General features: G+C 59.7%; 13 protein-coding genes. 3 read left to right on the top strand and 10 right to left on the bottom strand.

Going from position 1 to position 26,517, the window contains the following annotated elements:
- Window position 1: 1 nt before the first annotated feature.
- The 4 genes from rpe to M9Q49_RS15060 all read right to left on the bottom strand — a co-directional run bounded on the left by rpe (window position 2) and on the right by M9Q49_RS15060 (window position 3,516).
- A complete protein-coding gene (gene rpe / locus M9Q49_RS15075) occupies window positions 2-688 on the bottom strand; it encodes a ribulose-phosphate 3-epimerase (protein ID WP_254509596.1) in 687 nt (228 codons plus the stop codon).
- A 393-nt stretch (window positions 689-1,081) separates the two neighbouring features.
- Window positions 1,082-1,387: a Dabb family protein gene (locus tag M9Q49_RS15070; protein ID WP_254509595.1), complete on the bottom strand. Its 306-nt coding sequence runs from the start codon at window positions 1,385-1,387 to the stop codon at window positions 1,082-1,084.
- An 80-nt stretch (window positions 1,388-1,467) separates the two neighbouring features.
- Window positions 1,468-1,917 (bottom strand): hypothetical protein, encoded by a 450-nt coding sequence (locus M9Q49_RS15065; RefSeq protein WP_254509593.1) that lies wholly within the window; start codon window positions 1,915-1,917, stop codon window positions 1,468-1,470.
- 576 nt (window positions 1,918-2,493) lie between these two features.
- On the bottom strand, window positions 2,494-3,516 hold the full coding sequence (locus M9Q49_RS15060) for a L,D-transpeptidase family protein (RefSeq protein ID WP_254509591.1): 1,023 nt from the start codon (window positions 3,514-3,516) through the stop codon (window positions 2,494-2,496).
- A gap of 430 nt (window positions 3,517-3,946) precedes the next feature.
- On the opposite strand from M9Q49_RS15060, the gene M9Q49_RS15055 reads away from it, so the two are divergent.
- Window positions 3,947-11,800: an autotransporter-associated beta strand repeat-containing protein gene (locus tag M9Q49_RS15055; RefSeq protein ID WP_254509590.1), complete on the top strand. Its 7,854-nt coding sequence runs from the start codon at window positions 3,947-3,949 to the stop codon at window positions 11,798-11,800.
- A 3-nt stretch (window positions 11,801-11,803) separates the two neighbouring features.
- Here the strand turns inward: M9Q49_RS15055 and M9Q49_RS15050 are convergent, their stop codons facing one another.
- Window positions 11,804-12,988, bottom strand: coding sequence for an LptF/LptG family permease (locus M9Q49_RS15050; RefSeq protein ID WP_254509588.1), 1,185 nt, complete (start codon window positions 12,986-12,988; stop codon window positions 11,804-11,806).
- A 313-nt stretch (window positions 12,989-13,301) separates the two neighbouring features.
- Between M9Q49_RS15050 and M9Q49_RS15045 the strand changes: the two genes are divergently transcribed.
- Together M9Q49_RS15045 and smc are read left to right on the top strand one after the other, a co-directional pair.
- Window positions 13,302-15,188, top strand: a complete 1,887-nt coding sequence (locus M9Q49_RS15045) for a HEAT repeat domain-containing protein (RefSeq protein WP_254509586.1) — start codon at window positions 13,302-13,304, stop codon at window positions 15,186-15,188.
- A 36-nt stretch (window positions 15,189-15,224) separates the two neighbouring features.
- On the top strand, window positions 15,225-18,938 hold the full coding sequence (gene smc, locus M9Q49_RS15040) for a chromosome segregation protein SMC (protein ID WP_254509584.1): 3,714 nt from the start codon (window positions 15,225-15,227) through the stop codon (window positions 18,936-18,938).
- Window positions 18,939-18,962: 24 nt separating this feature from the next.
- Here smc and M9Q49_RS15035 read toward each other — a convergent pair whose 3' ends face one another.
- The 5 genes from M9Q49_RS15035 to M9Q49_RS15015 all read right to left on the bottom strand — a co-directional run bounded on the left by M9Q49_RS15035 (window position 18,963) and on the right by M9Q49_RS15015 (window position 26,347).
- Window positions 18,963-20,801, bottom strand: a complete 1,839-nt coding sequence (locus M9Q49_RS15035; protein ID WP_254509582.1) for a glycerophosphodiester phosphodiesterase family protein — start codon at window positions 20,799-20,801, stop codon at window positions 18,963-18,965.
- Between the two features lie 9 nt (window positions 20,802-20,810).
- Complete coding sequence (locus M9Q49_RS15030) at window positions 20,811-22,274, bottom strand: DUF1501 domain-containing protein (RefSeq protein WP_254509581.1); 1,464 nt, start codon at window positions 22,272-22,274, stop codon at window positions 20,811-20,813.
- A gap of 9 nt (window positions 22,275-22,283) precedes the next feature.
- A complete protein-coding gene (locus M9Q49_RS15025; protein ID WP_254509580.1) occupies window positions 22,284-24,815 on the bottom strand; it encodes a PSD1 and planctomycete cytochrome C domain-containing protein in 2,532 nt (843 codons plus the stop codon).
- Window positions 24,816-25,006: 191 nt separating this feature from the next.
- Entirely contained in the window at window positions 25,007-25,717 is a 711-nt protein-coding gene (locus tag M9Q49_RS15020) for a hypothetical protein (RefSeq protein ID WP_254509579.1), read from the bottom strand.
- 3 nt (window positions 25,718-25,720) lie between these two features.
- Entirely contained in the window at window positions 25,721-26,347 is a 627-nt protein-coding gene (locus M9Q49_RS15015) for a hypothetical protein (protein WP_254509578.1), read from the bottom strand.
- Window positions 26,348-26,517: the final 170 nt, after the last annotated feature.

Raw genomic sequence — 26,517 nt, 5'->3', positions numbered from 1 at the left:
CCTAAAGACTTGCCAAGTGGGTCAGGTTGCGAACAGCATCGCCGTAACTGGGCTGTCCGAAAATTGCCGAACCCACCACAAACCAGCGAGCGCCAGCCTGTGCACAACGGGCGATGGTCGACGCATTCACGCCGCCATCCACCTCCAAAATCACTTCGGGCCGAACCCGACTACGAAGCGATTGCAGTTTCTCTAACGCGTTCTCATGAAACTTCTGCCCGCCGAAACCGGCAGGCACGCTCATGACGAGCGCCAGATCGATATCCCCCAGAAATGCATCCAGCGTGCCAAGGGGAGTGGCTGGGTTCAGGGCGAGCCCTGCTTTCACACCCAACGAGTGAATTTCATCGATCAGCGGACCCGCTTCCGGAGCCGCTTCGATGTGAAATGTAAGGAGATCGGCACCCGCTTCAGCGAATTGCCGCAAATACCGCTGCGGCTGTTCGATCATCAGATGAACGTCGAGCGGCAGGCGTGTGACCTTTCGCAGGGCTGCCACAATGGGCATGCCGTACGACAAGTTCGGAACGAAAGAGCCGTCCATCACATCGAGATGCAGCGCCTGCACACCGGCTTCTTCCAGCGTTCGCACTTCGCGCTCGAGATTGGCGAAGTCGCACTGCAACAACGACGGCAGCACGATGGGCTGGACCGTTGGGAGAGAGTCAATGGCGATGCTTGCGGACATATACTGCGGATTGCCACGTGGCTGCTAGCAGGCCTGCGAACTCGCAGTAACTGGCGTCGCCACTTCGGCCATCCGGCCAACGTTGCTGAATCACGCTCATCATCCGCTGGGCAATCCATCCCACAGCGTCCTGAGCATGTTGGCGAGCTCGCCCTATCTGGAAGGACGAGCTCAGCCGAAGGAGCCATCTTACCTAGTGGCTAAACCGCCGTCAGCAACATCTACTCCTGCGAGACCGCCCAATTGGGTGGGTGCGGCAGAATGGCACGTGGTCTAATTCGCCACTATCCACAATCTCGACAAGCGGTTGCGATGAAATGCTCCGCAACCGCTTTGCGGCAACCCGCAATGAACTTGGCGGGTAGTTTCGTTCTCACGAAGGTCGTGTATTCCCTAGTCGACGTACGAATCGAAGACCCGCACGCGGTCCCAGCTAGCTTTGTTTTCTTCGATGAATTGGATGTGCCGTGGGTGCGTCTGGTAATCGTCGTGGGCTTGGCGAGTATCGAAGACCACATGCAGCGCGACGTGGAAGTCGATCTGATTCACGGGGCGAGTGAGATCGGGCACGAGTTTGCCGGCCGCAAAAAACTTCGTTCCCGGATGGCCGCTGAGGTATTTCTGGCAGGCCCCCACCATGTGATCGATGGCGGCATCGGAGCTGTCCTTGAGCGTGAAGTAAACCATGTGAGCGAGCATTGCAGTTCCTCGATTCGAGCGGCAGTTTCAGTGGGTGGAAACCGCCCAGGATAACAAAACTGGCGAGTCCCGGGGAAAGCTTACGGTCGACGTTTATTCTCCCACATCTCCCGCTGCTGTTTCTCAATCTCCCGCCTGATCGGCAATACATCGGACGCCTTCAACTTCGCTACGGGATTGAATGATTCGTAGGCTTTCAAAGCGCAGAAGCTGCCAATGATCACCGCCACGAAAGCCAGTGTCCAAAACAGGAATTTCTGACGAGTGCGATCGCAGCCAGTGCAGAGTGCGGAAGAATAATTGCTCGGCGCGCCGATGTGAGCGCCACAGCAGAATTGTCCGCATCGCGAACAGGCGCGATTCGCCGAACCGCCGCAGAGGTAACAGCGCGGATCCTTGCCGAGCGAGCTCTGCGGTCCTCGGCTCGACTTGTGAACCGGCTTGGGATCGGTCGGACAGCCACAATGCGGACACGCCGGCGCCTCGGTCGAGACGGGCTGATGACACTCGCGGCAAGCAATGACAGTCACAACATCCTCTGTTCGAACTCTGTTCGAAAAAACTGCAAGACGACGTTCGGGAGGGCGAGGCTCCTGCCGAGCCGCCGAAGGTGACCGGCAATGGCAGGTGCCGATTGCTTTCGACCGGCGCGGCTCGGCGGGAGCCTCGCCCTCCCTGGGGTCGATTAAGAGGTGTTCGTTCGCCAGCTACGCACCTTGGCTGAGTGCCAGATTTGGCCGACTGCCGAATGGAAATCGCTGACCAAAGTTGTCACTACATTCGCATTTAATTGGCGAGTGATCTTTCTCAATTCGGTTGATGTTTTTGAAAGCGGCAGTCGTCGCTGCGCTACCGGTGCGCGCGGAGGGCAGCCAATCGATGTCGAACGGAGCATTACCACGGAAGCGATCGGTTTGTGTGCGAAGGATCGGCGATGGTTATAAAAAGGTTATAGCCCGGGCTCGATATAACCGCACGATTTCGCCGCAAGGCGTTTACGGACAAGATGTTGCCCGAAATACGTAAAATCTAATAACCTGTTATATATTCCACCGCGCGAATTCAAGGCTGCTACGGTGGCGAAGTGAATTCTCCCAGGAGGCGGATCAATTACGCGGCGCGACGTCGCTGTATTTCCGCACTTCGAAGATCACGCCTTTCTTCAGATAGCCATCGGCCATCATTTTGTCGCGTGTCTTTGGCGCGAGGTGCACGCAGCCGTGTGAGTTGTCGAGTTTCACGGTCCAGCCTTTCACGGTTTGCAATTCGTTCAGCGGCGTGGTGTGAATGTAGAAGGGCGTGATCTTGCCGTTGAGGGTGAGGTTCCACGACCATTGGCCGAAGTCGTTCTGGTCCCACGACGTGGTACGGAGCACCTTGCGTTCGCGGTCGGTGAAGAAGAGGCCGGCGAGTTCATTGTCGCATTCTTCCGTCGTGCGCGTCTTGCCGTCGCGAGCGGCAAATTGCTTCATGTATTTCACGATGATCCCGGTCGGGCCATTGGCCGCGGCCCAGCTGTTGCCACCCTGCAGATATTCGACACGGCCGGGCTCTTTGCCGAGACGGAGTTGCGCGCCCCACGGAATCGCCGAGTTCGGCCAAGTGCCGGTCGTCGCTTTGTGCTGCGGACCGAGAACATACACTCCCGGCGGCGTGGGATCCGAGGTGTGGCCACCTTCGCCCTTGTATGCGGCCGGCGCGCCACCGGCTGCGTCGTAGTGTTCGCCGTTGCCCCCGACGACGAAGATGGTTCCCATCGTGCATTCACCGACGGTTCGTTCGCCGGGAAAGAAGACGAGCTTCGCAGCCATCTTTACGTTGGTGACGATCACCTTGAACGACGCCAGGACCGTCCGGTTCTTTTCGGAATACAACGCCTGGATCTCGCACGACCCATCGCGCACGCCGGTGACCACAAACTGCCGCTCGGCGACGGGCTGTTTAACGGTGGGGGAGGTCGTTTCGTGAATCGTGCAAACCGAGGTATCGGTCGAGATGACATAGAAGCCGGTCATGTCGTAACCGGCCAGCGTCATGCGCGTGTCTTTGCCTTCCTTGATGGTTTGCGTGTGCGTGATTTTGTCCCAACCGGTGAGGTCTTGCCCCTTGGATTTTTCAAAAACGGCCATGATCGTGTCACTGCAAGTGCGCAGTGCTCCTGGAGAGGCCCGCGAATGCGGGGTTGAAAAGCTGACTGATAAGAAGCATCCGGCGTTGAGCACGCTGAATGCCTCCTCTGTTGAGCGATGACGGCGGAGAAAAGTGACAGCCTGTCGCAGTGCTGCCCCGGGCGGTCACCGTAACGCGCTGAATCGGATTCTGCGGAAGTGGCCGGTCGTAAGCGTGAAAACAACAAAAAGTAACGATCTGTCGCTCGGCTGCGGCAATCCGCAGTTGACTTCTGGGGTTTAATCTTTCAATACCCATGTGAGAAAGTGGATATTTGCGATTCCCTCGATATACTCAGATCCACGGGCATATCTTGCGCACCCTGCCGGGTTTTGTCACATCCTGCGCGACGCCTGATTTGTAACTACCTCCCCAGCTAAAACCTCTCCCATGTCAAACCGCATCCGCCGGTCGTGGTGGTCTCGTGTTCGTGCGCCTTTCGCCAGCGGCAAGGCCCGGCCTGCTCGCGACACCGCAAAAAATGGACGGCGGCAAGCGTTTCTGGAGGCGCTCGAAGACCGCAGCATGATGGCGACGGGCGTCTTCGCCAACGTGCCCGAAGCGGCCAATTATTCGCTGGTGTACGAGCTGAACATCACGGGGACGAACAACTTCTCTGCCGGTAATGTTCCTTACTCCGTCAACAACTCCGGGGCAATCGCTAATCCGTTCGATCGAGTTGCTTACTATCTGGAACTAGACACCGACGGCGCCGGTCCTGCGCCAACCGAGTGGGTCTATGTGTCGGCCAATGCGCTGACGAACAATCTTGCCAAGATCGGTGTTCCTAATTTGTCATCAGGTGCTGTGTTTCAACAGAACCTGACCAGCATGAATGTCTTTTCGAATAAGGCAGGCATCGTCACCGGAACGGGCATCACCACCGGCAACATCGAGTTTTGGCCCTCGAACTACAACACGGCGAACGGTGTCGGCGTGCCGAATGCCAACGGGTCGACCTATGACTTCGGCGATACCATCAGTGCGGGCGGCCACGGCTCGATGCAGATTCACAACTACGACACCGATGGCGCTGGTCCGGGAATAACCGGGCAAACGCTGTTTGCGTTCAACAACTGGAACGACAGCACGCTGAACGCCGCAGCGCTTGGCATCGGCAACGACCCGAATCCGGCGCACGGCTCTGACTGGACCTTTGCAGCCAACGTCGGCACCTACCAGATCAAGAACATCGCGGTTCTGGTGCGCCAAACCAGCAACACTCCCATTCCTACACCGACCGCAACCGCCGCACCGGCTGCACTCTCGTCCAATGCCCCAGAACTGGCCGACTATCAACTGCTGTATCAAAAGGCGCTGCCGAACGACGCCAACTACAGCAGCGGCGCGGTGGCCTACGACGTCAACAATGCCGCGCTGATTCCGGCCAATTCGTTTGATCGCATCGCCTACTACTTGGAACTCGATACCGACGGCGCTGGTCCGAGTCCCACGCAGTGGGTTTCGGCTTCCTTCAACGCCGATGGCTATTCCACCAATCCGTCGCTCCTCGGCATTCCCAACGCGGCCTCGACTGCAGTCTTTCAGCAATACGTGACCGGCATGAATGTCTTCTCCAACGTCAGCGGCCTGCCTGCGACGAATGTGATGGGGAACGTCGAATTCTGGCCGAACGACTACGGGGCCGGCAATACACTCAACATTCCTGGAGCCAGTGGATCCACCCTCGATTTTGGCGATAGTCGCTCAGCCGGCGGCTCGCATGGTTCGATGCAGATCCACAATTCGTCGGCTGCTGCTGCGGTAGGCAAAACTCTGTTTGGCTACAACGGCTGGAACGGTGCTGGCGCTGAAGCGCTAGGCATTGGAGTGGATCCGAATACGGCACGCGCGAATTACCAGCCAGACTGGACCTTCAGCACAAACTCGAACACCTACGCCACGAAGAACCTCTACGTTCTGGTTCGGCCCCGCACTGCGGGAACTTCCGGGTCGGACAACATTGTCTTGAAGCTGGTCAACGGCATCAGCCAATACACAGTCAACGGCGGCCTGCCGGTGACGGTCTCTTCCACATCTCCGCTGGTCATTAACGGCTCGGCTGGCAATGACACGCTGACGGTCGATCTGACCGGCGGCAATCCGATCCCGACGGGCGGCTTGACCTTCAACGGCGGTGGTCCCACGACGGGCCCGGGCGACAAGCTGGCGATCGTCGGCGGCAATCAAGGCAATGTGACTTACAACTACACCAATGCCTCCGACGGCAGCGTGGTGATGCAAAACTTTGGCACGATCAATTACACGGGTCTCGAGCCGATCAGCAACAGCGGCACTGCGGCGAACGTTACTTTCAATTTGCCCGGCACGGCCGATAGCACCATCGCGCTGAGCGATCTCGGCGCTGGCATGGCCCGGCTGCAGAGTACAGTTCCTACGTTTGAACTGACCGACTTCGCCGTGCCAACGGCCGGCGGTTCGCTGACGATCAACATGGGGAACAACGATCAAACGTTGACCGTTAATTCACTGGTCCTCAATGCCAATACCAGCCTGGTGATCGACGGCGGAGCTGGCACCGACACGGTGAATCTCAACGCTGCGGGACTTGCGATCACGAATAACCTGTCGCTGACGACCGAAAACGTCGCTCAAACGCAAGGCGTGACCGTCACCAACCTGACCACGCTCAACGGCACGGGCACGTTTGCGCTGACCAACGCCGCCAACAACTTCAACACGGTTAATGTCGCCGCTGGCGGTAGCGTGAGCCTGCGCGATGACAATACCGGCCTGGTGTTGACCGGCGCGACGGTGACTTCGAATCTGACGATCAACAGCGACGACCCCGTTACGCAGACCGGCGTGATCGCCGGCGCCGGCGGCGTGACGAAACTGGGAACTGGCACGCTGACGTTGTCGCAGTTGAATACGTATTCCGGTCCGACGACGATTACTGCCGGTACTTTGAATGCCAACAGCAGTTCGGCCATCGGTGATGGTTCGGCGACAAATACGCTGGTGTTTGGCGGCGGCACCTTGGTGGCCGCGTCTACCATCGCCTCACCCGCCACGCGCGGCGTGAACATCACGGCGACGGCAGTCATCGATACCAACGGCCAATCGGTGACCCTGGCCGGCGTGATCACTGGTAGCGGCGGTTTGACCAAAAACAACACCGGCACGCTGACACTGGGTGGCAACAACACCTACACCGGTGTGACGACGCTCAATCGCGGCACGACTGTGTTGACCAGTGCCAATGCGTTGGGCGCGACGGGGGCCGGAAACAATACCGTTGTCGTGGGTGCCGACGGTACGACCAGCACGACCTTGCAACTGAATCCTGCCGCAGGGATCAACGTTCCCGAAGCTTTGAATTTGAATGCGAATGCTGCCGGTCGCGTGACTCTGCTCAACAGCGCGCAGGCCAATACGCTCTCGGGCGCCATCGACGTTTCGAGCACGGGAACCTTCGTGCAATTCACTTCGAACGCCGGTTCTTTGACGGTCACGAGCGATATCACCGGCACGCTCACCGGGGCTTCGCCGCAGTTCGTGCTGCGTGGTGGCTCGACCAGCACCGCCAATCATTTGCAAGGTAGCGTCAATCTCACGGGCGGCAGCCTGATCAAGACCGATGGCGGTCTGTGGATCATCGGCACCGCCGGCAAGACCTACAGCTGGGTCAATACGCAAACTTCGGTGGGAACGCTGCGGATGGGAACCGCCAATGTGTTGCCCGCTGCTGGCCAGATCATCATGGGCCAAAACGATAACAGCGCGACCACGCTGGATCTGAATAATTTCAATCAAACCACGGCTGGTATTTCGTTCGGTCGTAACACAGCAGTTGCCAGCGTAGCCTCGATCACCACTGGCACTGGCGTGCTCACGCTGAATGGCAATCTCACGTACACGTCGGCCTCGGCAACAGCGGCCGGACTCATTTCCGGCAACTTGAATCTCGGCGGCGGGACTCGCACATTCACGATTGACAACGCATTGGCTGGCGTTGACTTCGATCTCAACAATTTGAATGTGACGAATGGCTCGCTCGTGAAAGCCGGGCCGGGCCTGCTCAATTTTACGGGTGGCGCTACGATTGGTTTGAATCTAACCACCGTCACCGTTTCGGCGGGAACGCTGCAGCATGGCGGAGGTGTCGCGAGTTACACGGTGGGTGCTGGTACCGGCAAGACCAATGTTGCTTCGGGTGCAACTTTCATTTCGGGAACTGGCGCTCTGATCAATTCCGATTTGGATGTCGCAGCCGGTGGAACCGCGCGGTTCACGGCCAACACCACGCCATCCGTTGGCTCGCTCAGTGGTGCAGGAAGCGTCATTCTGGAAGCCACCGCGGCCACGCCGTTCACGGCAGGCTCGAATAACTTGTCGACGACGTTCTCGGGCGTCATCTCGCAAGGCGCGGGTTTCACCGGCAGCTTCATCAAGGCCGGCACGGGCACAATGACCCTCTCGGGCGTGAATACGTACACCGGCACGACGGCGGTCAGTGCTGGCACGTTGCAGGTGCAGGGGGGGAATGCGATTGCCGATGGGGCTGGGGCGGTGAGTGTGGCGAATGGGGCGACGTTGCAGTTGCTCAGTGATGAGACGGTGTCGGCGTTCACGGGGGCGGCGACGAGTACGCTCGCGCTAGGTGGGAATGCGTTGACGGTGAATACCGGTAATGTCCTGGTCGGCAATGTGACGACGGCGAATGGCCGGATTAATGCAGTCGCTGGCGCGATTAGCGATAACAATGCGGCGGCGATGAATATCACCGGCACGGGCATCGTGCTGTCGTCGGCGACGGGCGCGGGGACGAGTGCTGATCCGCTCGAAGCGACGATTTCGGTGCTTGAAGCGGTGGGCGGGACCGGCGGCGTGTTTGTGAATAACACCGGCAATCTCACGATTGGAGGGTTGTCGGCGGTCGTGGGTTTGTCGGGCGGCAATGACCTGGTGATCACGACTGCCGGTGGCATCAGCGTGACGGAGAATGCGACGGCGAGTGGCGTGGGCAGCGATGTGTTGCTGACGGCGACCGATGCGGCGACCACGGGGCAGAACATCGCGGTGAGCGCGGGGGTGACGCTGAATGCAGGCGGCGTGATCACGTTGTCGGCCGGTGATAATGCGACGGTGCCGGCGACGGCGGTGCTAGTGGCCGCGGGGACCGTGACGATCAATATTGATGCGGGCGATGCGGATCCGGGTGTTGGTGGTTCGCTGGTGTGGGATGCCGATGTCGATGCGCCGCTGGCGGTGTTCAACGGCTCGGCCGATGTCGGTGCGGGTTCGCCCGGCAACTCGTTCAACGTGCGGCCCGATCAAGATGTCGGTGATGTGCTCACGCCGATTCGGATCTTTGGTTTCGCGCCGACGAGTGGTGTGTTCCCTGCCGGCGATCAATTGATTGTCGATACGGCCGGCCTCGGCGTGCCGACGCTCACGCTCGGCCCGGGCGATCGCAACGGCTCGTTCAGCTTCGGCACGCAAGCCGCGTCGCTCACCTACAACGATATCGAAGATGTCAGCAGCGATCCGCCGGGCTCGGCGTTTCATCTAGTGCTCGATATGAAGTTCTCGGGCTATCAAAACGGCGTCGCCGATACGATCGATGCTCGGCTCAACAACGCCGGCGACACACTGCAGTTGCTCGTCAACAGCTTGCCGGTTTTCAGCGGTGCTGACGCCAACATCGAGTCGTTGACGATCATCGGTTCGACCGACAACGATGCTCTGACGATCACCGAAACGGCTGGTGGCTTGCCGCGGTTCAACAGTGGCGCACCTGCAGTCAACAACAGCGGCATCGGCGGTGGCGTGAGCGCGGGTTCGCATCTGAATAGCAGTGCCGATCTCGCGCTCGAAACGCTCCGCGGTGCGCAAACGCCTTGGGATGCCAACGATGTCTCGATTCACTTCGATGGTGGCGTGGGCGGCACCGATTCGCTCACCATCAACTATCTCACCGCGCAGAACACGGGTTACTTCAGCGATGCGAGCGATGCCGGCAACAGCGGCAATGTGCTCGCCGCGCCGGGAACTTTTCCCACGATCGGTGCACCGACGTTGTTGATTTCGGTCGCGAACATCGAGCCGCTCAATCTCAACGGTGCTGGCGGCACGCTGCTCGTCGACGCGACCGGCACGGCCGCGACGAGCAACCTCACGCTGACCGACATCGGCCCGACGACGCAACTTGTCGCCGACGGCGGCGTGGCGACCACGACCTTCGGCGGTTTTGCCAGCGCAGTAGTTGTCGGCGGCGGTGGGGCGGAACTGATCGATGTCGTGAGCGTCGACAATGCCACGCTGACCAACCTGCAAGTGGTGGCCGGCAATACCAATGATCTACTAACACTTCCTGGCGGCGACAGCTCGGCCGATACCATTCGTCTGCGCTCGTTGCCCACCGGCGTGAGCGCACTCTTACAAGGCAATGCCGGCAGCGATTCGTTTCAATTGTATGATGGCACGAACACCGTTGATAATATTCAAGCGCCGGTCGTTGTTGATGGCAGCGATGGTAATCTGCTAGGAAACACCGATACACTGACGATCATTGATACGGGCGATACTCTCAATGGTGATACGGTAGTGATCGGTGCCGTGAATGCGGGCGTCTCGGCCGACTATTTCATCGATGGCATTACCAGCACGGTTAGTAGTGACGTCGTCTTCCGTAACATCGATGTGTTGGATTACACCGGCACGACCTTTAATGATTCAATCGACGGCCGGTTTGTGAACACGATGCCGGCGCACGATCTCAATACCGTCAATCTCAGCGGCTGGACCGGCAGCGATCAGTTCCTGCTGTTCACTTCGGATCAGCTCGGCGGAACCGGACTGTTCACGCCGAATGCGACGGCCAGCGGCGTGACGAACATCAATTTGTACGGCGATTCGCCGGGAAATCCGCACGTCGGCGACGGCAACGATACCTTCGGCGAACAACCGCCGGGCATCAGCGGCACTGGCGCGACGAACGTCGGCCTCGCCGTGGCGAGCACCGTGCGTTCGATTCGTCCGAGCACCAGCACAGCGATTGCCATCGACGGTGGTCAGCCGACAGGACTCGCCGCGCCGCTCGGCGATGAGACGGGCGATCGTAATAATATTGATATCAGCGCGCTGCCGAATTCCAACTCGGTGATTGTCTCAACCTTCTCACCTGGAACCGTAGTAGCGACTGGCATTCAACCTTTGACATGGACGCAGATTGAAGATATCAATGTCGTCGACCAAGGGAAGCTGACCAACGTGCAGATGGGTGACCTGTTTGCCCGCACAACTCCCGGTTCCGACATCGTGCAGTTGACGAAGAACTCCACGACTCTCAATCCGAACCAGGTTCGGTTGCGGATCACGGCGGGAAGCGGCAATTATAGCGCCAGTAATAAGACTATTATTTATGGTGGCGCGCAGAATGATAATATCACGCAAAGCAATCTCACGATCCCCGCCGAGTTCTACGGCGAGGGTGGCGATGATGTGCTCAGCGGCGCGATGAACAACGACTGGCTGGTGGGCGGCGACGGCAACGACCGCATCAACGGCAGCGGCGGCGACAACGTGATCTGGGGCGACAACAGCCCGACCAGCGGCGATCCCACGCCGCAAAATAGCGCGACCGGCGGCGACGACATTCTCAGCGGTCTCGGTGGCAACGATGTCTTCTATGGCGGCGGCGGCAACGACCAGATCTCGGCTGGCGGCGGCAATGATTACGCCAACGGCGGCGCGGGAAATGACATTCTCGACGGTAGCGACGGCGACGATCGTCTGTACGGCGGCGATGGCAATGACACGCTGAGCGGCGCTGGCGGCAACGACTTGCTCAGCGGCGGCACTGGCAACGACAGACTCTACGGCGAAGCCGGCAACGATGTGATCTTTGGCGGCACGGGAGCCGATCTGCTCGATGGCGGCGTGGGCAACGACCTGCTGATCAGCGGCAGCGTGCTGAACGAGTCCAGCACTTGGACGAGCGTCGCGAACACGACGACATTCAGCCCCGCGACCTACACCAACGGCAGCGACAACGACGATGCGTTGCTCACACTGCTGGCCCTGTGGGGCAGCACGGGCAGCAACAGCACCGGCCTGGCGCCGATCACCCACGACGGCGCCAACGACGATCTCTTCGGCGGCCTCGGCGACGACGACTTCTGCTGGGAAGCCGCCGACGTCGTCGACTCAGGCCTCGCCCCGACCGACTTCAATGCGGTGGGCATGGGAGCAGATCAACGAATCCCGCCGAATACGTAAGTGTTAGTTGCGTAACATGCGCCGGATCATGATGACGCCGGCGCCCATATAGACGATGTTGGCTGTCCAGACGATGGCAGGCGGTGCGTCGCCCGATTTCACCAGGCTCAGGCACTGGCTGAGAAAGATCCAGTAGGGAATTACCGGCAAGAACGCGACCATGAACGTGGTGAGGTAATCGGAGTTTCGCCACATGATGGCGAGCGGCGCGCCGATGAGCACGAAGGCCATCGCGCAAAAGCCGCTGGCCCAACGACGCCAGGGTTCGCTTTGCAAGCGATACAGCCGCAGCCGCGCCGTTTCGACACTGTTCTGACGCTTCTGCCAGGCGGCTTGCGACAGCAAATCGAAGTCGCCGGTCATCAAGGCCAAGCCGGTTTCAGCTGCGACCGATTGTTCAAGCTCGGCAATTGTGAGTTTCTGCGTTTCGATCGCGGCAGTCATTTTGCGCAGCGGTAGATGCGCGGGGTTGCTTTCTCCCACGTCCTTGGCAGCGGCAAACGTGAGCGGGATATCTTGCACCGTCCGCCCCGGCCAATCGAACGTCAGCCCCTCGTCGGTATCCATCTTGCAATCGATCAGGATGAGGCTGAGAGTGTTTTCGTCGAGGTTCGATTGCAACTCGGCTTCGGCCGCGGTGAGCGTGAAGGCCGGCATGTCGTTGTTGGGTTGAAAATTGATGATCGGCCGAATGAGTCGGCGACCATCGACGGATTTGACAATGATCGAGAACCGCGGGTTCGCAAACGAACGCTGCGTACGGAGCATGCCGTAGACGATTTCTTCGATCGACTGAATGACGACTCGCTGCGTGCCGGCATGGCCCCAGGAATACGACACGTCAAAGAGCCAGACACCCACCAGGCTAAGCAGAAAGGATAGTGCCAGCACCGGAGCTAGTAGCACCAGCGGAGAAATGCCGAGCGATTTGACCGCCACGACTTCGTTCTCGGCCGACATGCGGCCGTAGACAAAGCAGGTGGCAAACAAGATGGTGGCCGGCACCGCGAACGAGAGCGCGGCCGGCAGGGCAAACGGAATCAGCTTGAGCGTGGGGCCCACGCCCAGGTTCATCCGCACCGCTTCCTGGCCGATGGTGATGAGCATCATGATCATCGACATAATGATCAGCCAGAAGCTGAAGAGCTTCATCAGGTCGAGCAAGATGGATCGGCTGATGATGTTCATCGGAAACTGCTAGCGTAACGACGGGAGCGGATGCTGCGGTGGCAATCTAGCAGAACTGGGGATTTGGCCAAATGTCATTCGTGTTCTTGGGAAGGCAGGGGCGGAACAGGCTGCAGTTGGAGCTGTAGTTCAACTTGATTCTGCCTTCCTGCCGGAACTGCGCTGAGTACACTTGTTCCGTCCTACGCTCTATCAATGCAGTCGCTCTTGACGGCTGATTTGCACCGCGGTACTCTCCGCCGCCCCAATGGGGAAACCTCGTTCAATCTGCGCGCACGAAGCGCTGCATACTCAACAGCTGGAGAGGGTCGGCATGACGCCGCACACTGCCCGCGAAATATCGTTAACTCGCCGCACGTTTCTGGCCGGGCTCGGTTCGCTCGGACTGGGCGCGCTCGGCGGCTGCGCCAATCCACTCTTCCGCGGCCAGACGCCCGATGCGATTCCGGTCGAAGAGGAAAAGGAACGGACGCTGATCGGCGATTACACCAGACCCTCGGGTTTGAACTGGGTAAAAGTGGAATCGATCGCCCTGGTCAGTGGCCTGGAAAACACGGGCAGCGATCCACCGCCTGGCGAGCAGCGACAACTGTTGATCGCCGAAATGCAGACACACGGCGTGCATCAGCCGTCGAAAGTGCTGGCCACGGGCAAGTATTCGATGGTGCTGGTCACGGGCTACTTGCGGCCCGCTGCGCAGAAGGATGAACGCTTCGACCTGATGGTGCAGGTTCCGAAAAATAGCGAAACATCGAGTCTGTCTGGCGGCATTTTGATGCCGACTCGCTTGCGGCAGCGCGTGGTGTTGGGCGGCATGATTCGCAGCGGCGATGTCGATGCCACCGGCAAGGGCGATCTCGTTATCAACGCCATCCTCGATAGCAGTAGTGACAAAACGAGCCAGGTTCGCGGCCGAATTTTGAGCGGCGGCCGAGTAATCGAAGAACGCAAACTGGGCCTGATGTTGCGACGCGAAGACGCATCCGTCCGCATCAGCAACCTGATCGGCAAGGCGATCAACACTCGTTTTCACACGCTGGAAAAAGGCGAGAAGCGCGGTGTCGCCAAGCCGATGCGCGACAACTTTTTGGAATTGGCCGTGTCGTCGCGATATCAGTGGAATCTTGGCCGGTACTTGCGCGTCGTTCGCAACATGACGATTCAAGAAACGCCGCAGGCTCGCGTCGAGCGACTGCAGGTCCTGGCGCGCAAACTTCAAGAACCATCGGCTGCTCCGCTGGCTGCCCTGCAGCTCGAAGGCATCGGCCGCGACGGTGTGGAGTCACTCAAAGCGGGCCTGTCCAACAAAGATGCCGAGGTTCGTTTTTATGCGGCCGAAGCGCTGGCCTATATGGATACGGCCGAAGCGGCGCCGGTACTCGAAACAGCCGCCCGCGATTCGTCGGCATTTCGTTGGCACGCGTTGACCGCGCTGGCCTCAATGAACCACACCTCAGCCTATTCCGCGCTGAGTAATCTATTGCACGTGGTGAGCGCCGAAACTCGTTACGGTGCGTTCCGTGCTCTGCGGCAGCACAATCCAGCCGACCCGATCACCAAGGGTGAGACGCTGGCCGGAAAGTTCTTCTACCATACGATTCCTACCAACGCCGAACCTCTCGTTCACGTCGCTCGCAGTCGGCAGCCCGAGATTGTGCTGTTTGGCCACGAGCAAACGATCAAGCCGCCGTCGTTTCTTTACGCTGGCAAGTATCTGCTGCTGACTGCGCAGCCCGATGGCCAAATCAAAGTCTCGCGTTTCAAGCCGCAAGAAGAAGATGCCGCTGAGTATTGCTCGACGTCGCTCGATCAAGTCATTCGCACCGTCGTGCGTTTGGGTGGCAGCTACTCCGACGTCATCGCGATGCTGACCAACGCCCAAAAACAGGGCTTGCTCAACGCCAAGTTTGTGATCGATGCTCTGCCGCGGCCAGGCCGCAAGTACGATCGCAGCGGTGAAGGTGGCGACCAACAGCCAGCGGACGTGGTCGATGCCGGTGGTCTGCCGCAGTCGCACATGTCGGCAGCGACGCCGGACTCGGAACTCTTCATCGACCGCCTCGATCAGGCTCGCGAAGAAGACGAAGAGAAAGAGACGGAATCCTACATCGACCCTGAATATCTCAAGAAAGACAGGGGGATTTTAGGTAAACTGAACCCCTGGTCCGAAAAGAAGACGTCTGAGTCGCCTGACAAGTAACCGGCCGTTGTTTGCAAATATCGTGTTGTTCCACCCATGCTCAAAGCGCTGGAAGTTTTCGGCTTTAAAAGTTTCGCCGATCGTACGCGCTTTGAGTTCCCCCAGGGCATCACGGTCGTCGTCGGGCCGAACGGCTCGGGCAAGAGCAACGTCGTTGACGCGGTAAAATGGGTCCTCGGCGAGCAATCGGCGAAGAGCCTGCGCGGCAAAGACATGGCCGACGTGATCTTCAAGGGCTCGGGCGGCGCGACGGGACGGCGGCCGCTGAACACCGCCGAAGCGACCCTCATCTTCGACAATTCCGAGCGCCGATTGCCAATCGATGCACCGGAAGTTCACATCACGCGGCGGGTCTTTCGCGGCGGCGAAGGTGAGTATCTTATCAACCGTCAACCCGCGCGGCTGAAAGACATTAAAGACATGTTCCGCGGCACCGGCGTTGGCGCCGATGCTTACAGCATTATCGAGCAAGGCCGCGTCGATAAACTCCTCAACGCCTCATCCAAAGACCGCCGCGCGATTTTCGAAGAAGCCGCCGGCATCAGCCGCTTCAAAGCAAAGAAGCTCGAAGCGCAGCGGCGTCTCGAACGAGTCGATCAAAATCTGCTGCGGCTGACCGACATTGTCGATGAAGTCGAAAACCGGCTGAAGACCGTTCGCAATCAAGCGGTGAAAGCGCGGCGCTATCGCGAGCACACGCAGCGGCTGCAAGAACTGCGAACGCAAGTCGCCCTGACCGACTGGCGACGACTGACCGAAAAGCTCCGCGCGATCGAACAAGAGATTTTCGACCGTCGCGACCAAGTCCAGACTGCCAGTGCGACGGCTGAAAAGCTGGAAGCGGACATTCTGGAAGCAGAAACGGCCGTGCTCACTCGCACGGAAGATCTGCGCGCCGCGGACCAACGTTTGGCCGCCAATCGCGAGCAAATCTCGCTGCAAGAAGCGACCATCCGCGATCAACGACAACGGGCCGCGGAACTTGCCGAGGAAGCCGAACAGCACCAGCGCAATTTGCAGGCGATGCAGGAACGCCATGGCGATTTGCTGGGCAAGCTGCAACAAACCGAAGCCGAACTTGCGGCCGCAGACCTCAGCCATGCGGTGGTCAGCGAGCAGGTGACCACGCACGAAACAAACGCGGCCACGCTAACGGCCGCTCATCGCGAATTGCAGGAACAAACCGAAGCCGCTCGGCGGGCTTACCTGGCACATGTGCAATCGGCTGCTTCGGTGCAAACCGAATTAAGCGGCCGGCAAACCGCCTGGCAACAAGCGGTTGCCCAGCTCGAAACGCTCGCCAGGCAAGCCGAAGAATATCAGTCGGCGGCGCAGTTGTTAGAAGTGGAACTTGAACAGGTTCGTACTCGCGAAGCACAATTTCAGGAAGAGCTCGACGCACAGCATAAACAGCTCGAAACAGCGCAGCTCGAACTCGCCGATAATCGCCGACTGCATACTTCGCGCACGCACGACGTGGCCCAACTCGTCGGCCGGCATCATGCGACGGAAGATCGCATTGCCGTGCTCGAGGAACTCGAACGCAACTTCGAAGGTTTCGGCGCCGGCGTGCGCGAGATTCTCGACGCAGCCAGCGACGCGACATCGCCGCCGTGGTCGCTCGTCAAAGGGATCGTCGCTGATCTACTGCAGACCGAACTGCAACATGCGACTGCGATTGATGCCGCCCTCGCAGAAGCTTCGCAGCATGTCGTCATTGAAGGCTCGTTCGCCGACGCCGCGGCCATCATCAGAAAAACGCAACACGCATCCAGCCGAGTTACGCTGCAATTCGTGAGCGCAGAACAAAAGTTCGCATCACTTCCCACGCAGCCATGGGAAAGCGACCCGGCTATCGTCGCTCGTCTTGATCGGCTCGTCTCTTGTCCAGCCGTTGCGAAACAATTGTCGCTGCGATTGCTGGGCCGCACCTGGCTGGTGAAATCGCTCGCCGATGCGCAGCGACTGACCGGGCTCGCGCAGCCCGATTGCCGGTTTGTCACCGCCGATGGCGAAATTGCGACAGCCAGCGGCGAAGTCATCGCCGGCGCTCGGCACGCCGCGGCGAGCCTGGTTTCTCGCAAGAGTCAGCTGCGCGAACTTCGCGACGATTTGGAAGTGATTCACGAACAAATCACCAACGCTCAGCGCGAGACCGATCACTTTCGCAACCTCGTTGAGTTGCAGGACGAAGACGTTCGCAAACTCGTGCTCGCCCGTTCGCAAGCCAACGAAGGCCTCGCCGAGCAACGGCAGAAACAAGGCCAGCTGCAGGAACGACTCGATCAAAACGCCCGCGCTCAAACGGCTGGTGAAAAACAACAGGCCAATTTGCAACAGCGGCAAACGGAGTTGCAAGCCGACATCGCCGCGTTTGAAGAGCAACTCGCCGAACATCGTGCGGCCATCGACGACTATCAGCACTCGGGCGAGGCACAACAAAAAGAGCTGCAACGCCTGGAACACGATCGCCAGGAAGCAGCCCGACAAGCCACGGCAGCGCGTGTCGCTCTTGCTCGCAGCGAACAACGGCTCGAGTCGCTCCGCCATCGGTTGACACAGTTCGCCGACGATCAGGCCGAGCGCGATCGGGCGGTCGCGCAAGTTCAGCAGCAACTACAGTCGTGCGTGGATCGTAAGCAGAGTGCTGAGCACACGGTCGCCAGCGTTACCGATTCCGTTGCGGAGCTCTTCGCACAAAAGCACTTTCTTGACGAAGCCGCGTCGGAACTTCGCGCTGTGCAAGACGCAGCCAATCAAACTCGTCAGCAGCAGGCCGAGACACTGCAGTCGCTCCGCCGTGAAATCCGCAAAGCCGAGGAACAACTGCACCAGGCAGAGCTCTCGGCAACCACCGTGGGTCAAGAGCGAACCACGCTCGCCGACCGGATGCGCGAGGATTACAGCATCGATCTCGCCGCCGCTGAGCAAGCGGCGGCTACAGCGGAAGAGGAACTAGCTCGCGTCGAAGTCGAATCCGAGATCGAGTCGCTTCGGCGGAAGATCAATCAGATCGGCGCGGTCAATCTCGATGCACTGGATGAACTCGATGATCTCGATTCGCGGTTCACTACGCTCAGCGGTCAGCACAAAGATCTGACCGACGCCAAGCAGGCTCTCGAGCGGATCATCGTAAAGATCAATGCCGACAGCCGGCGGTTGTTTCTCGATACGCTCGAAGCGATCCGCGTCAATTTCCAAGCCTTGTATCGCAAAGCTTTCGGCGGCGGCAAGGCCGACATCATTCTTGAGGAAGGTGTCGACGTGCTGGAGTGTGGTGTCGAGATCATCGCCACGCCCCCCGGCAAACCATCGTTCAACAACAGCCTTCTTTCTGGTGGCGAAAAGGCTCTCACCGCCGTTTCGCTCCTGCTCGCGATCTTCCAGTTCCGCCCCAGCCCGTTCTGCATTCTCGACGAAGTCGACGCGCCCTTCGATGAAGCAAACATCGGCCGCTTTATCGACGTGCTCAAGGATTTCCTTGGCTGGACGCGATTCGTCGTCGTCACGCACAGCAAAAAGACGATGACCGCCGGCAACACACTCTACGGTGTGACGATGCAAGAATCGGGCGTATCAAAACGAGTCTCGGTTCGCTTCGAAGACGTCAGCGAAGACGGCGAAATCCGCCGCGAAGCCATCGAACGATCTGCCGCCCAAGAGCGCGCCGCCCGTGCGGCGATCGAAGCGGAAGCAGCGGGTGAAGAGCTGGAGATTGAAGAGGTTCAGGCGGAAGAAGACGCGGCGTAAGCCTGCCTGCCGCCTAGCTTGATCCTATTGTCCCACCGCGTGCCTCACTCGCAGCAGCACGCGTTCTACCGAATCGAGTTTTCGTAGCTCTTCGATTTTTTCCCAGATCATGACCGGATCGTCGGTGATCAGATTGTCGGCGCCGGAATCGAGGAGCGGCGCGACGTCGGCTGGATTGTTCACCGTCCAGGCGTGAATCTGAATGCCGCGAGCGTGGGCTTTGTCGACGAAATCGCGCGTGGCCAGGTTTTGCTTGACCATCAGAAAGTCGACGTTGAGCCTAGTGGGATCGCCGATGGCGGTTGCCACGATGAAGCCGATCGGGACCATCGGTTCCAGTTTGCGAGCGTGCTGAATCGCCGCATAGGATTGCGAACAGATGCGGCATTGATCGGTCATGTTTGCGGCCTGGATCGCTTCGATGACTCGCCGCGTGAGTTGTTCGTCGTCGCTCTTGTTGTGGGGTTTCAGTTCGATATTGAGCTTCATCCTGTTGCGCGCCACGGCGAGAAACTGCGGCAGCGTGGGAATCTTTTCGCCCTTGTAGCGCGGCGCGAACGAACTACCGACGTCGAGCTTTTGAATTTCGGCGAGAGTTGTCTGTCCCACTTGTTTGCGACCGCCACCGACTCGGGCCAGGTCGGTGTCGTGCATCACCACGATCGCGTTATCGGCAGTCAACTGCACATCGATCTCGCACCAATCGGCCAGGTCGCTGATCGCTTGCTTGAGGGCGGCGATGGTGTTCTCCGGCCCGCGCGAGCCGCCGGCGCGATGGGCCGTAATTTCGACTTTTTCGCTCAATCGCACATCGGCCACAAGTGAACGCGCAGAAAGTATAGAGAGCACCGTCAGCAGGCCGAAGGCAACAGTCCAAACCGCGCTCCGCGCGAGCCACCAAGGATCGGGTTGTTCGCCGGCATCGGCATCGACGCGATCGGCTTCGCCGGCATCAATGGGTGTGACATCGTGATATAGCGATAGAACCACGGCAGCCAGCATCAAACTGCTGATCGCGCCGAGCAGTCCCGTGACCGCTGCGTTGATGAGAACCACCGCGCCACCGACAAGCGAAGCGGTTTGCAGGGAACGGACTTCGCGATCGAGCGTGATTTGAAACAGCCAGTGAAGAAAACCGAGCACGAGCAGGCTCAGTGTGAACTGGACTGCCCCCCACACTCCGACTGCGAAAGCAAAGCGAATCAGGCGGCCGCGCGAACGTTGATGGCTTTCCTGGAGCGACTCCAAGCTTCTGCGGCCTGGCTCGACGCACAAGATCGGCACAGCGAGCAACCAGCGCAGAAACCACTGCGCGGCGAACAGAAAATAGAGAATCAAGAGAGCAGCCGCGATGCCCGCTCCCCACCAGAACCGCGGCGGCCGCAGAATCACCAGACCGTTGATATCGCTAGTGCTCCACAGGCACCACCAGGTCAATCCAATCGCGGCGACGAAGGGGAGCGCCAGCAACAAATAGACAACCAGTTGCCGCAATCCCACCTCCAGAAGTCGCGGCAACAAGCCGCTCGAGCTGCGCAGCGACGACCACCAATGAAGACGGTCGCTGGCCAGAATGCGAATCAGCCCGGAGAGCTCGAAGTAGTGCGTCGTTAGCAGCAGCGTTCCCACGGCGAGCAAGGCGACGATGCCGCTAGGATTCATCAGAAACGAAGCGATTTCGAAATTGCCGATCGACGCTCGCCCCCATCGTGAGAGACAAAGTCGTAGCGCGCCGGCTGCGAGCGGCGTGAAGATCGTAAAACGCAGGATCGCGAACGCAAACACAAACAACAGCGCTTGCAGCCAACGGCGGCGCACTCGGGCGAGAGCCCAGAAAAAAGTTGGCGGCAGGCTGCGGACCATTACGTTTCCTTAGACCAAAATGTCCTTCACGACGTTGCCGTGCACATCGGTCAGCCGATACTCGCGACCCTGATAGCGAAACGTCAGCCGGGTGTGATCGATGCCGCAGAGATGCAGCATCGTGGCTTGCATATCGTGCACATGGACGGGCTTCTCGGTGATGTTCCAGCCGAAGTCGTCGGTCGCGCCGTGAACGATACCAGGTTTCACGCCGCCGCCGGCCATCCACCAGCTGTACGCTTTGCCGAAGTGGTCGCGCCCCTTGGGATTGGCCGGATCCCCCTGGCCGAACGGCGTGCGGCCGAATTCGCCGCCCCAGACGACGAGCGTGTCTTCGAGCAGGCCGCGCTCTTTCAGATCCTGCACGAGTGCGGCCGACGGCGCGTCGGTGTCGGTGCATTGCTGCTCGAGTTGCGTAAACAGGTTGCCGTGTTGATCCCAGCCCGAGTGCATCAACTGCACAAACCGCACGTCGCGCTCGAGCAGCCGTCGCGCGATCAGGCAGTTGTTGGCGTACGTTCCCTTGTTGAGTGCATCGGGGCCGTAGCGCTTGATGGTCGCTTCGGTTTCGTTCGAAAAATCCACGAGGTCGGGCACGCTGGTTTGCATGCGATACGCCATCTCGTATTGCGAGATACGCGTATCGATTTCGGGATCGCCATAATCGGCCAGATGCTCGGCGTTGAGGGCGGAGAGATCATCAAGCAGCGCGCGGCGACCGGCCGCACTCACGCCCGGCGGATTGGCCAGATACGGAACGAGGTCGCCGGTGTTGCGAAACCGCACGCCCTGAAAACGACTCGGCAGAAAACCGTTGCCCCAGTAGTAGTCGAAGAACAGCTGGCCGCAGGTCTTTCCCTTATCGCTCGACGTGAGCACGACGAACGTCGGCAGGTTGTCGGTCTCGCTCCCGAGGCCGTAGCTCAGCCAGGCACCCATGCTCGGCCGGCCGGGGACTTGCGCGCCGGTCATGAAGAGCGTCACGCCCGGCGCGTGATTGACGGCTTCGGTGTGGAGGCTGCGGACAACGCAAATGTCGTCGGCGAGCGCACCAATGTTCGGCAGCATCTCGCTGAGTTTCGTGCCGCAGTTGCCATATGATTTGTGCGGTTTGATCGCAGGCACACAGGGCCATTTGCCGTAGCCCGCCGACATGGTCGAAAGCCTAGTGGTGCCGCGAACCGAATCGGGAATGTCCTGGCCGGCGCGCTCGCGGAGCATTGGCTTGTCGTCGAACAAGTCGACATGCGATGGCCCGCCACCTTGCCAGAAGACGACGACGCGTTTGGCCTTAGCCACGTGATGCGGTAAGCCTGGTAGAGCCGGCGTACCTTTGGCTTTTGTTTCTGTACCGCTGCTATTTTTCTGGAGCAGCGAAGCGAGCGCGGCCACGCCGATGCCGCTGGCAGCGGAGCCGAAGAATTGCCGTCGTGTGACGCGGGCGATGTTTTCTCGCTGCAATTCGTGAAACATGATTGATCCCTACTCGCGCGTCAGCGCTTCGTCCAAGTTCAGAATTCCGAGGCAAACAGCCGTCATTGCCGCGTGCTGGGCAGCATCCAGCGTCTCTTCACGCGGCGCCGCACCCACGGAGAGCAGCGATTTGGCAGCTTCAGCATCGGCCCGGTAAATCACGAGTTGTTTTTCGTAGGCTGCTTTCAGCCGATTGATTTCGCTCGACTTCGCCTCGCGGCAGAGCACTCGCCGGAAGACGCCAGCCAGTTGCGCATCGAGCTCGCCACCATCTTTCAGCGTGCGAGCTGCCAGGACTCGCGCGGCTTCGACCCAAGTGGGATCGTTGAGCGTCGTAAGTGCGTGCAGCGGTGTGCTCGTCGCCGAAGCGCGTACGCGGCAGGTCTGACGGTTCGAGGCGTCGAACATATTGGCGGGGCCGACCGTTCGTCGCCAAAACGTGTAAAGGCTGCGGCGGTACAAATCCTTGCCGCTGGAGGTCGGATAAGTAAAGTCGCGTTCTTTGGTGATCGCGAGCGCTTCCCAGACTGCATCGGGCTGATAGGGATAAACGGGCGCACCGCCGAGGCGGGTTTCGATCAAGCCGGAGGTGGCGAGAGCCCAATCACGCAGCAGCAGCGAAGGCATGCGAAAGCGACTGGCCCGCGCGAGAAGGCGGTTATCAGCATCTTGCTGACGATGTTGTTCCGTCACGCGACTGGCCTGGCGATAGGTCGCGCTCGTAACGATCAGGCGATGCATTTTCTTTGGGCTCCAGCCGTTTTCGCGGAACTCAACGGCCAGCCAATCGAGCAGATCTTTATGGAGCGGAAATTCGCTCTGCACGCCGAAGTCTTCGGCGGTTTTCAGCAAGCCGACACCGAAGAAGTGCTGCCACATGCGGTTGACTTGCACGCGAGCGGTGAGGGGATGCTCGGGCGCTACAAGCCATTGGGCGAGGCCCAGTCGATTTGTCGGCGAGTCCTTTGCCAGCGGCGGCAGAAACTGCGGCGTGGTGAAGGAGACCTTTTCCAGCGGCCTGAGATATTCGCCACGGTCGAGAATGCTGGTTTCGCGCTGGCGTTCGTCACTCATCACCATCACTCGCGGGATTTTGTCTCCTTTGTATTCATCAAAAGCTTTACGGGCCGCTTCGTACTTTACGACTTGGGGCAGCTTGGCAACAACACCGGCTTTGACACTGTTGTCGAAGAAGCTACGAAGTTGCGACTCGATCGACTTGTTGTCCTCGGCAGTTCGTTCGGCCACGGGCTTGCGCAGCAGCGGCGTGAGATTGCGCGGCAGGTCCTTGCCATCGGCCGGTTCACCATCGGCAAAGAGGCCCGTTCGCCAGGCGAGGAACGTGGCGTCGATCACCGGTTTGGCTTCGTTTTCCAGGCCTTTCATCGCGGCTTCGAGTTCCGCGAGCTTGGCTTTGTTTTCTTCGCTCGGCAGTTCGAGGAACGGAGCAGCAACGCGGATGCGCGACGACTGCCGCTGCGGCGTGCCGGTCTCAGGGACGCGGTTGAATGCATCCATCAGGCTGTAGTAATCGCGACGCGTGATCGGATCGTACTTGTGGTCGTGACATTGCGCGCAGGCCATCGTCAGGCCGAGCCAAGTGGTTGCCGTGGTGTCGATGCGGTCGAAGAGATTGACGAATCTTTGCTCCTCGGCGATCGCGCCACCTTCGCCGTTCAGGAGGTGATTGCGATTGAAACCGCTGGCGATCTTTTGCTCGGTCGTCGCCTTCGGCAGCAGGTCGCCGGCGAGTTGCCAGATGGTGAACTGGTCAAATGGCAGATCGTCGTTGAGCGCCTGTACTAACCAATCGCGCCAGATCCATTGCCAAGTGTCGCCATCCTGCTGAAAGCCGTTACTGTCGGCGTAGCGAGCAGCATCGAGCCACGGCAGGGCCATTCGTTCGCCGTAGTGGCGACTGGCGAGCAGGCGATCGACGAGCCGTTCGTAAGACCGCGGATCGTTGTCGGCGACGAACGCGGCGACTTCTTCAGGTGTGGGCGGCAGACCGATGAGATCGATCGACAGGCGTTTGATGAGTGTGCTTTTTTCAGCCTCGGGCGAGGGCTGCATTCCGGCAGCTTGCAACTTTTGCAGCACAAAGCGATCGATGGGATTCTTCGTCCAATTGTCGTTGGCAACTGTCGGCGGAGCAGGACGCTGCGGCGCGACATAGGCCCAATGCGTTTCGTACTCGGCCCCTTCGGCGATCCAACGCTCCAATAGTTTTTTCTGATCGGCGGTCAGCGTGCGGTTCGACTTCGGCGGCGGCATGAGCGTTTCGGCATCGGTCGAGTTGATTCGCTCGATCAGTGTGCTCGCCTTCAGATCGCGCGGGACGAAAGCCTTGGCTTTGATGGCCGCGTCACGATCGTCCAGTCGCAAATCACCTTGCCGCTGGTTGGCATCCTGGCCGTGGCAGTAAAAGCACTTGTCGGCGAGGATCGGCCGGATGTCGCGGTTGAATTGCAGCGGTTCTGCCGCAACGGCCAGCGGCAGCGCGAGCAGCAACCAACCTGACAAAGTGAATGAGTAAGGCATGACAGATTCCGCGATCAGCAGGCGGGCTGGGAGAGGTGGGAATGGCATGGCAGAGAGGCAGCAATCAGCAACCGCATTATGACACACGCAGGCGAAAACCGCCCCTATTTTCCCGAGGCACGCGGCAAGGCCTGCTCCATTCACCGAACGCGGAGCGTTTCGGCGACAATGAGCAAGCTCGCCGAAAATGGTTACTCGGTCAGGCGAGCGGGCTGCTTGGGGGCCGGTTCGACAGGAGTCGCCGTGCCCGCGGCTACTAATTTGCCGGCCAGGAGTTGTAGCGAGCGGATCACGATCGCCCGTTTATCACCCGGCTCGGCGATGGGGAGCGTGACGATCGCTTGCGGGTCCCCTTCGATTTCTTGCCAGCGAATGTATATGCCGTGCCGGGCGGCTTCGGCGGTGATCTGTTCCAGGTACTTGCCGAGGGGGAGCGGAATGTTGCCGGCAGCGACGCGGTGAATGCGAACTGCGACGACATTGGGTTCGGGCGTGAGAAACGCCGAGAGCTGGATCGACACCACGGTGGTAATGCCGCTGGTGTGGTACTTCGTGGCGATATGCAACCGATCGGGCGCGATGGCCACGCGCGGTTCGCTTACTTCCGGAGGCAACACGCCGGGGAATTTCTGCGGCAGTGCGGTTGCCAGCCAACCGTTTACTTCATCGGCGGCGATTTCCACCTGCCAGTCTTCATCGCGGCGAATCGAGTTCTGCAGTTCCAAAGCCGAGTGTTCGAACTGCTCAGCGGCCTGCTGCTGTTCGACGACGGGCGCTGCGATGGCCTGTTGGTAAAACTCAGGAACTTGCCGCACCTGGTAAGAAAAGAAACCGACTGCGGCTGCGAGCAAGGCGAGCGCCGCGAAGACGACAAGGAGCAGACGCCGTCGAATTCGCTTCATGCCTCACCGTTGCAACGTTGCTGCGGGGAGAGCTGCCGTGCGCCAGGTTTCGACATCGGAGAGCACGGTGCGAGCAGCCGCGGCCGGATCTGCCGCGACGGCTTCGAACGGCCGGACCTGTGGCATGCGGGGCGAGACTTGCATCTGCACCGAGAAGCGATAGCGCTGACCGGCGTCGAGTTCCTCGAGCACGACATATTGCGCGCCGAGCTGTTCGAGCTTTTGCCGCACTTGCTGCACATAGGCAAAGGGTTCCAGCTGCGGATCGCGAGCGAGGTTGTTTTGCTGAGCCGGCATCCGACTGGCGAACGACGGCGGCATGCTCAGCGGCGGGGCCGAGGCGACTGCATCGAGGCCGGCTCCTTCGCGGGGCCGTTGCGGTTCGCGTTCGACCAGCGATTCATCAAACCGCGCGGGCGAGACGCCGTCAATCTGCAACGGCTGATGAGCTCGCTGCGGCGCGGTGTTTTGATCGGTGCTGATCACCAGATCGGGCACGTTGCTTTTCGAGCCGCCGTAGAGAGCGACATCGATCTGCTTCGAGACCCAAGGCAAGGCCAGGATCGGCAAGCCAATGAGGAAGGCGATGATAACCAGCGATCGCAAACTTGGAGAAGGAACCCACTGCATGTCAGCCATCCTTTGCTGGAATTTGAACGGCCTTCCTTTGCCGCATCCGGGATTTTACCGGGGATGGAGAAAACCTCCTAGATGAAGTTTTCTGCGTGCTAGCAGCGAGATAGCCCGTAGCGTTAGCGAAGTCGTCCACTGCCCCGCGGAACTTCCTCACCAACGCTACG

The organism is Anatilimnocola floriformis (assembly GCF_024256385.1).
GTDB lineage: Bacteria > Planctomycetota > Planctomycetia > Pirellulales > Pirellulaceae > Anatilimnocola > Anatilimnocola floriformis.
The sequence above is the reverse complement of the archived record's forward strand: the minus strand, read 5'-3'. Positions and strand labels throughout refer to the sequence as shown.

Bases quoted from the DNA above. Each gene is read 5' to 3' on its own strand.
- rpe (WP_254509596.1), bottom strand. From the start codon at position 688: ATGTCCGCAAGCATCGCCATTGACTCTCTCCCAACGGTCCAGCCCATC.
- M9Q49_RS15070 (WP_254509595.1), bottom strand. From the start codon at position 1,387: ATGCTCGCTCACATGGTTTACTTCACGCTCAAGGACAGCTCCGATGCC.
- M9Q49_RS15060 (WP_254509591.1), bottom strand. From the start codon at position 3,516: ATGGCCGTTTTTGAAAAATCCAAGGGGCAAGACCTCACCGGTTGGGAC.
- M9Q49_RS15055 (WP_254509590.1), top strand. From the start codon at position 3,947: ATGTCAAACCGCATCCGCCGGTCGTGGTGGTCTCGTGTTCGTGCGCCT.
- M9Q49_RS15050 (WP_254509588.1), bottom strand. From the start codon at position 12,988: ATGAACATCATCAGCCGATCCATCTTGCTCGACCTGATGAAGCTCTTC.
- M9Q49_RS15045 (WP_254509586.1), top strand. From the start codon at position 13,302: ATGACGCCGCACACTGCCCGCGAAATATCGTTAACTCGCCGCACGTTT.
- smc (WP_254509584.1), top strand. From the start codon at position 15,225: ATGCTCAAAGCGCTGGAAGTTTTCGGCTTTAAAAGTTTCGCCGATCGT.
- M9Q49_RS15035 (WP_254509582.1), bottom strand. From the start codon at position 20,801: ATGGTCCGCAGCCTGCCGCCAACTTTTTTCTGGGCTCTCGCCCGAGTG.
- M9Q49_RS15030 (WP_254509581.1), bottom strand. From the start codon at position 22,274: ATGTTTCACGAATTGCAGCGAGAAAACATCGCCCGCGTCACACGACGG.
- M9Q49_RS15025 (WP_254509580.1), bottom strand. From the start codon at position 24,815: ATGCCTTACTCATTCACTTTGTCAGGTTGGTTGCTGCTCGCGCTGCCG.
- M9Q49_RS15020 (WP_254509579.1), bottom strand. From the start codon at position 25,717: ATGAAGCGAATTCGACGGCGTCTGCTCCTTGTCGTCTTCGCGGCGCTC.
- M9Q49_RS15015 (WP_254509578.1), bottom strand. From the start codon at position 26,347: ATGCAGTGGGTTCCTTCTCCAAGTTTGCGATCGCTGGTTATCATCGCC.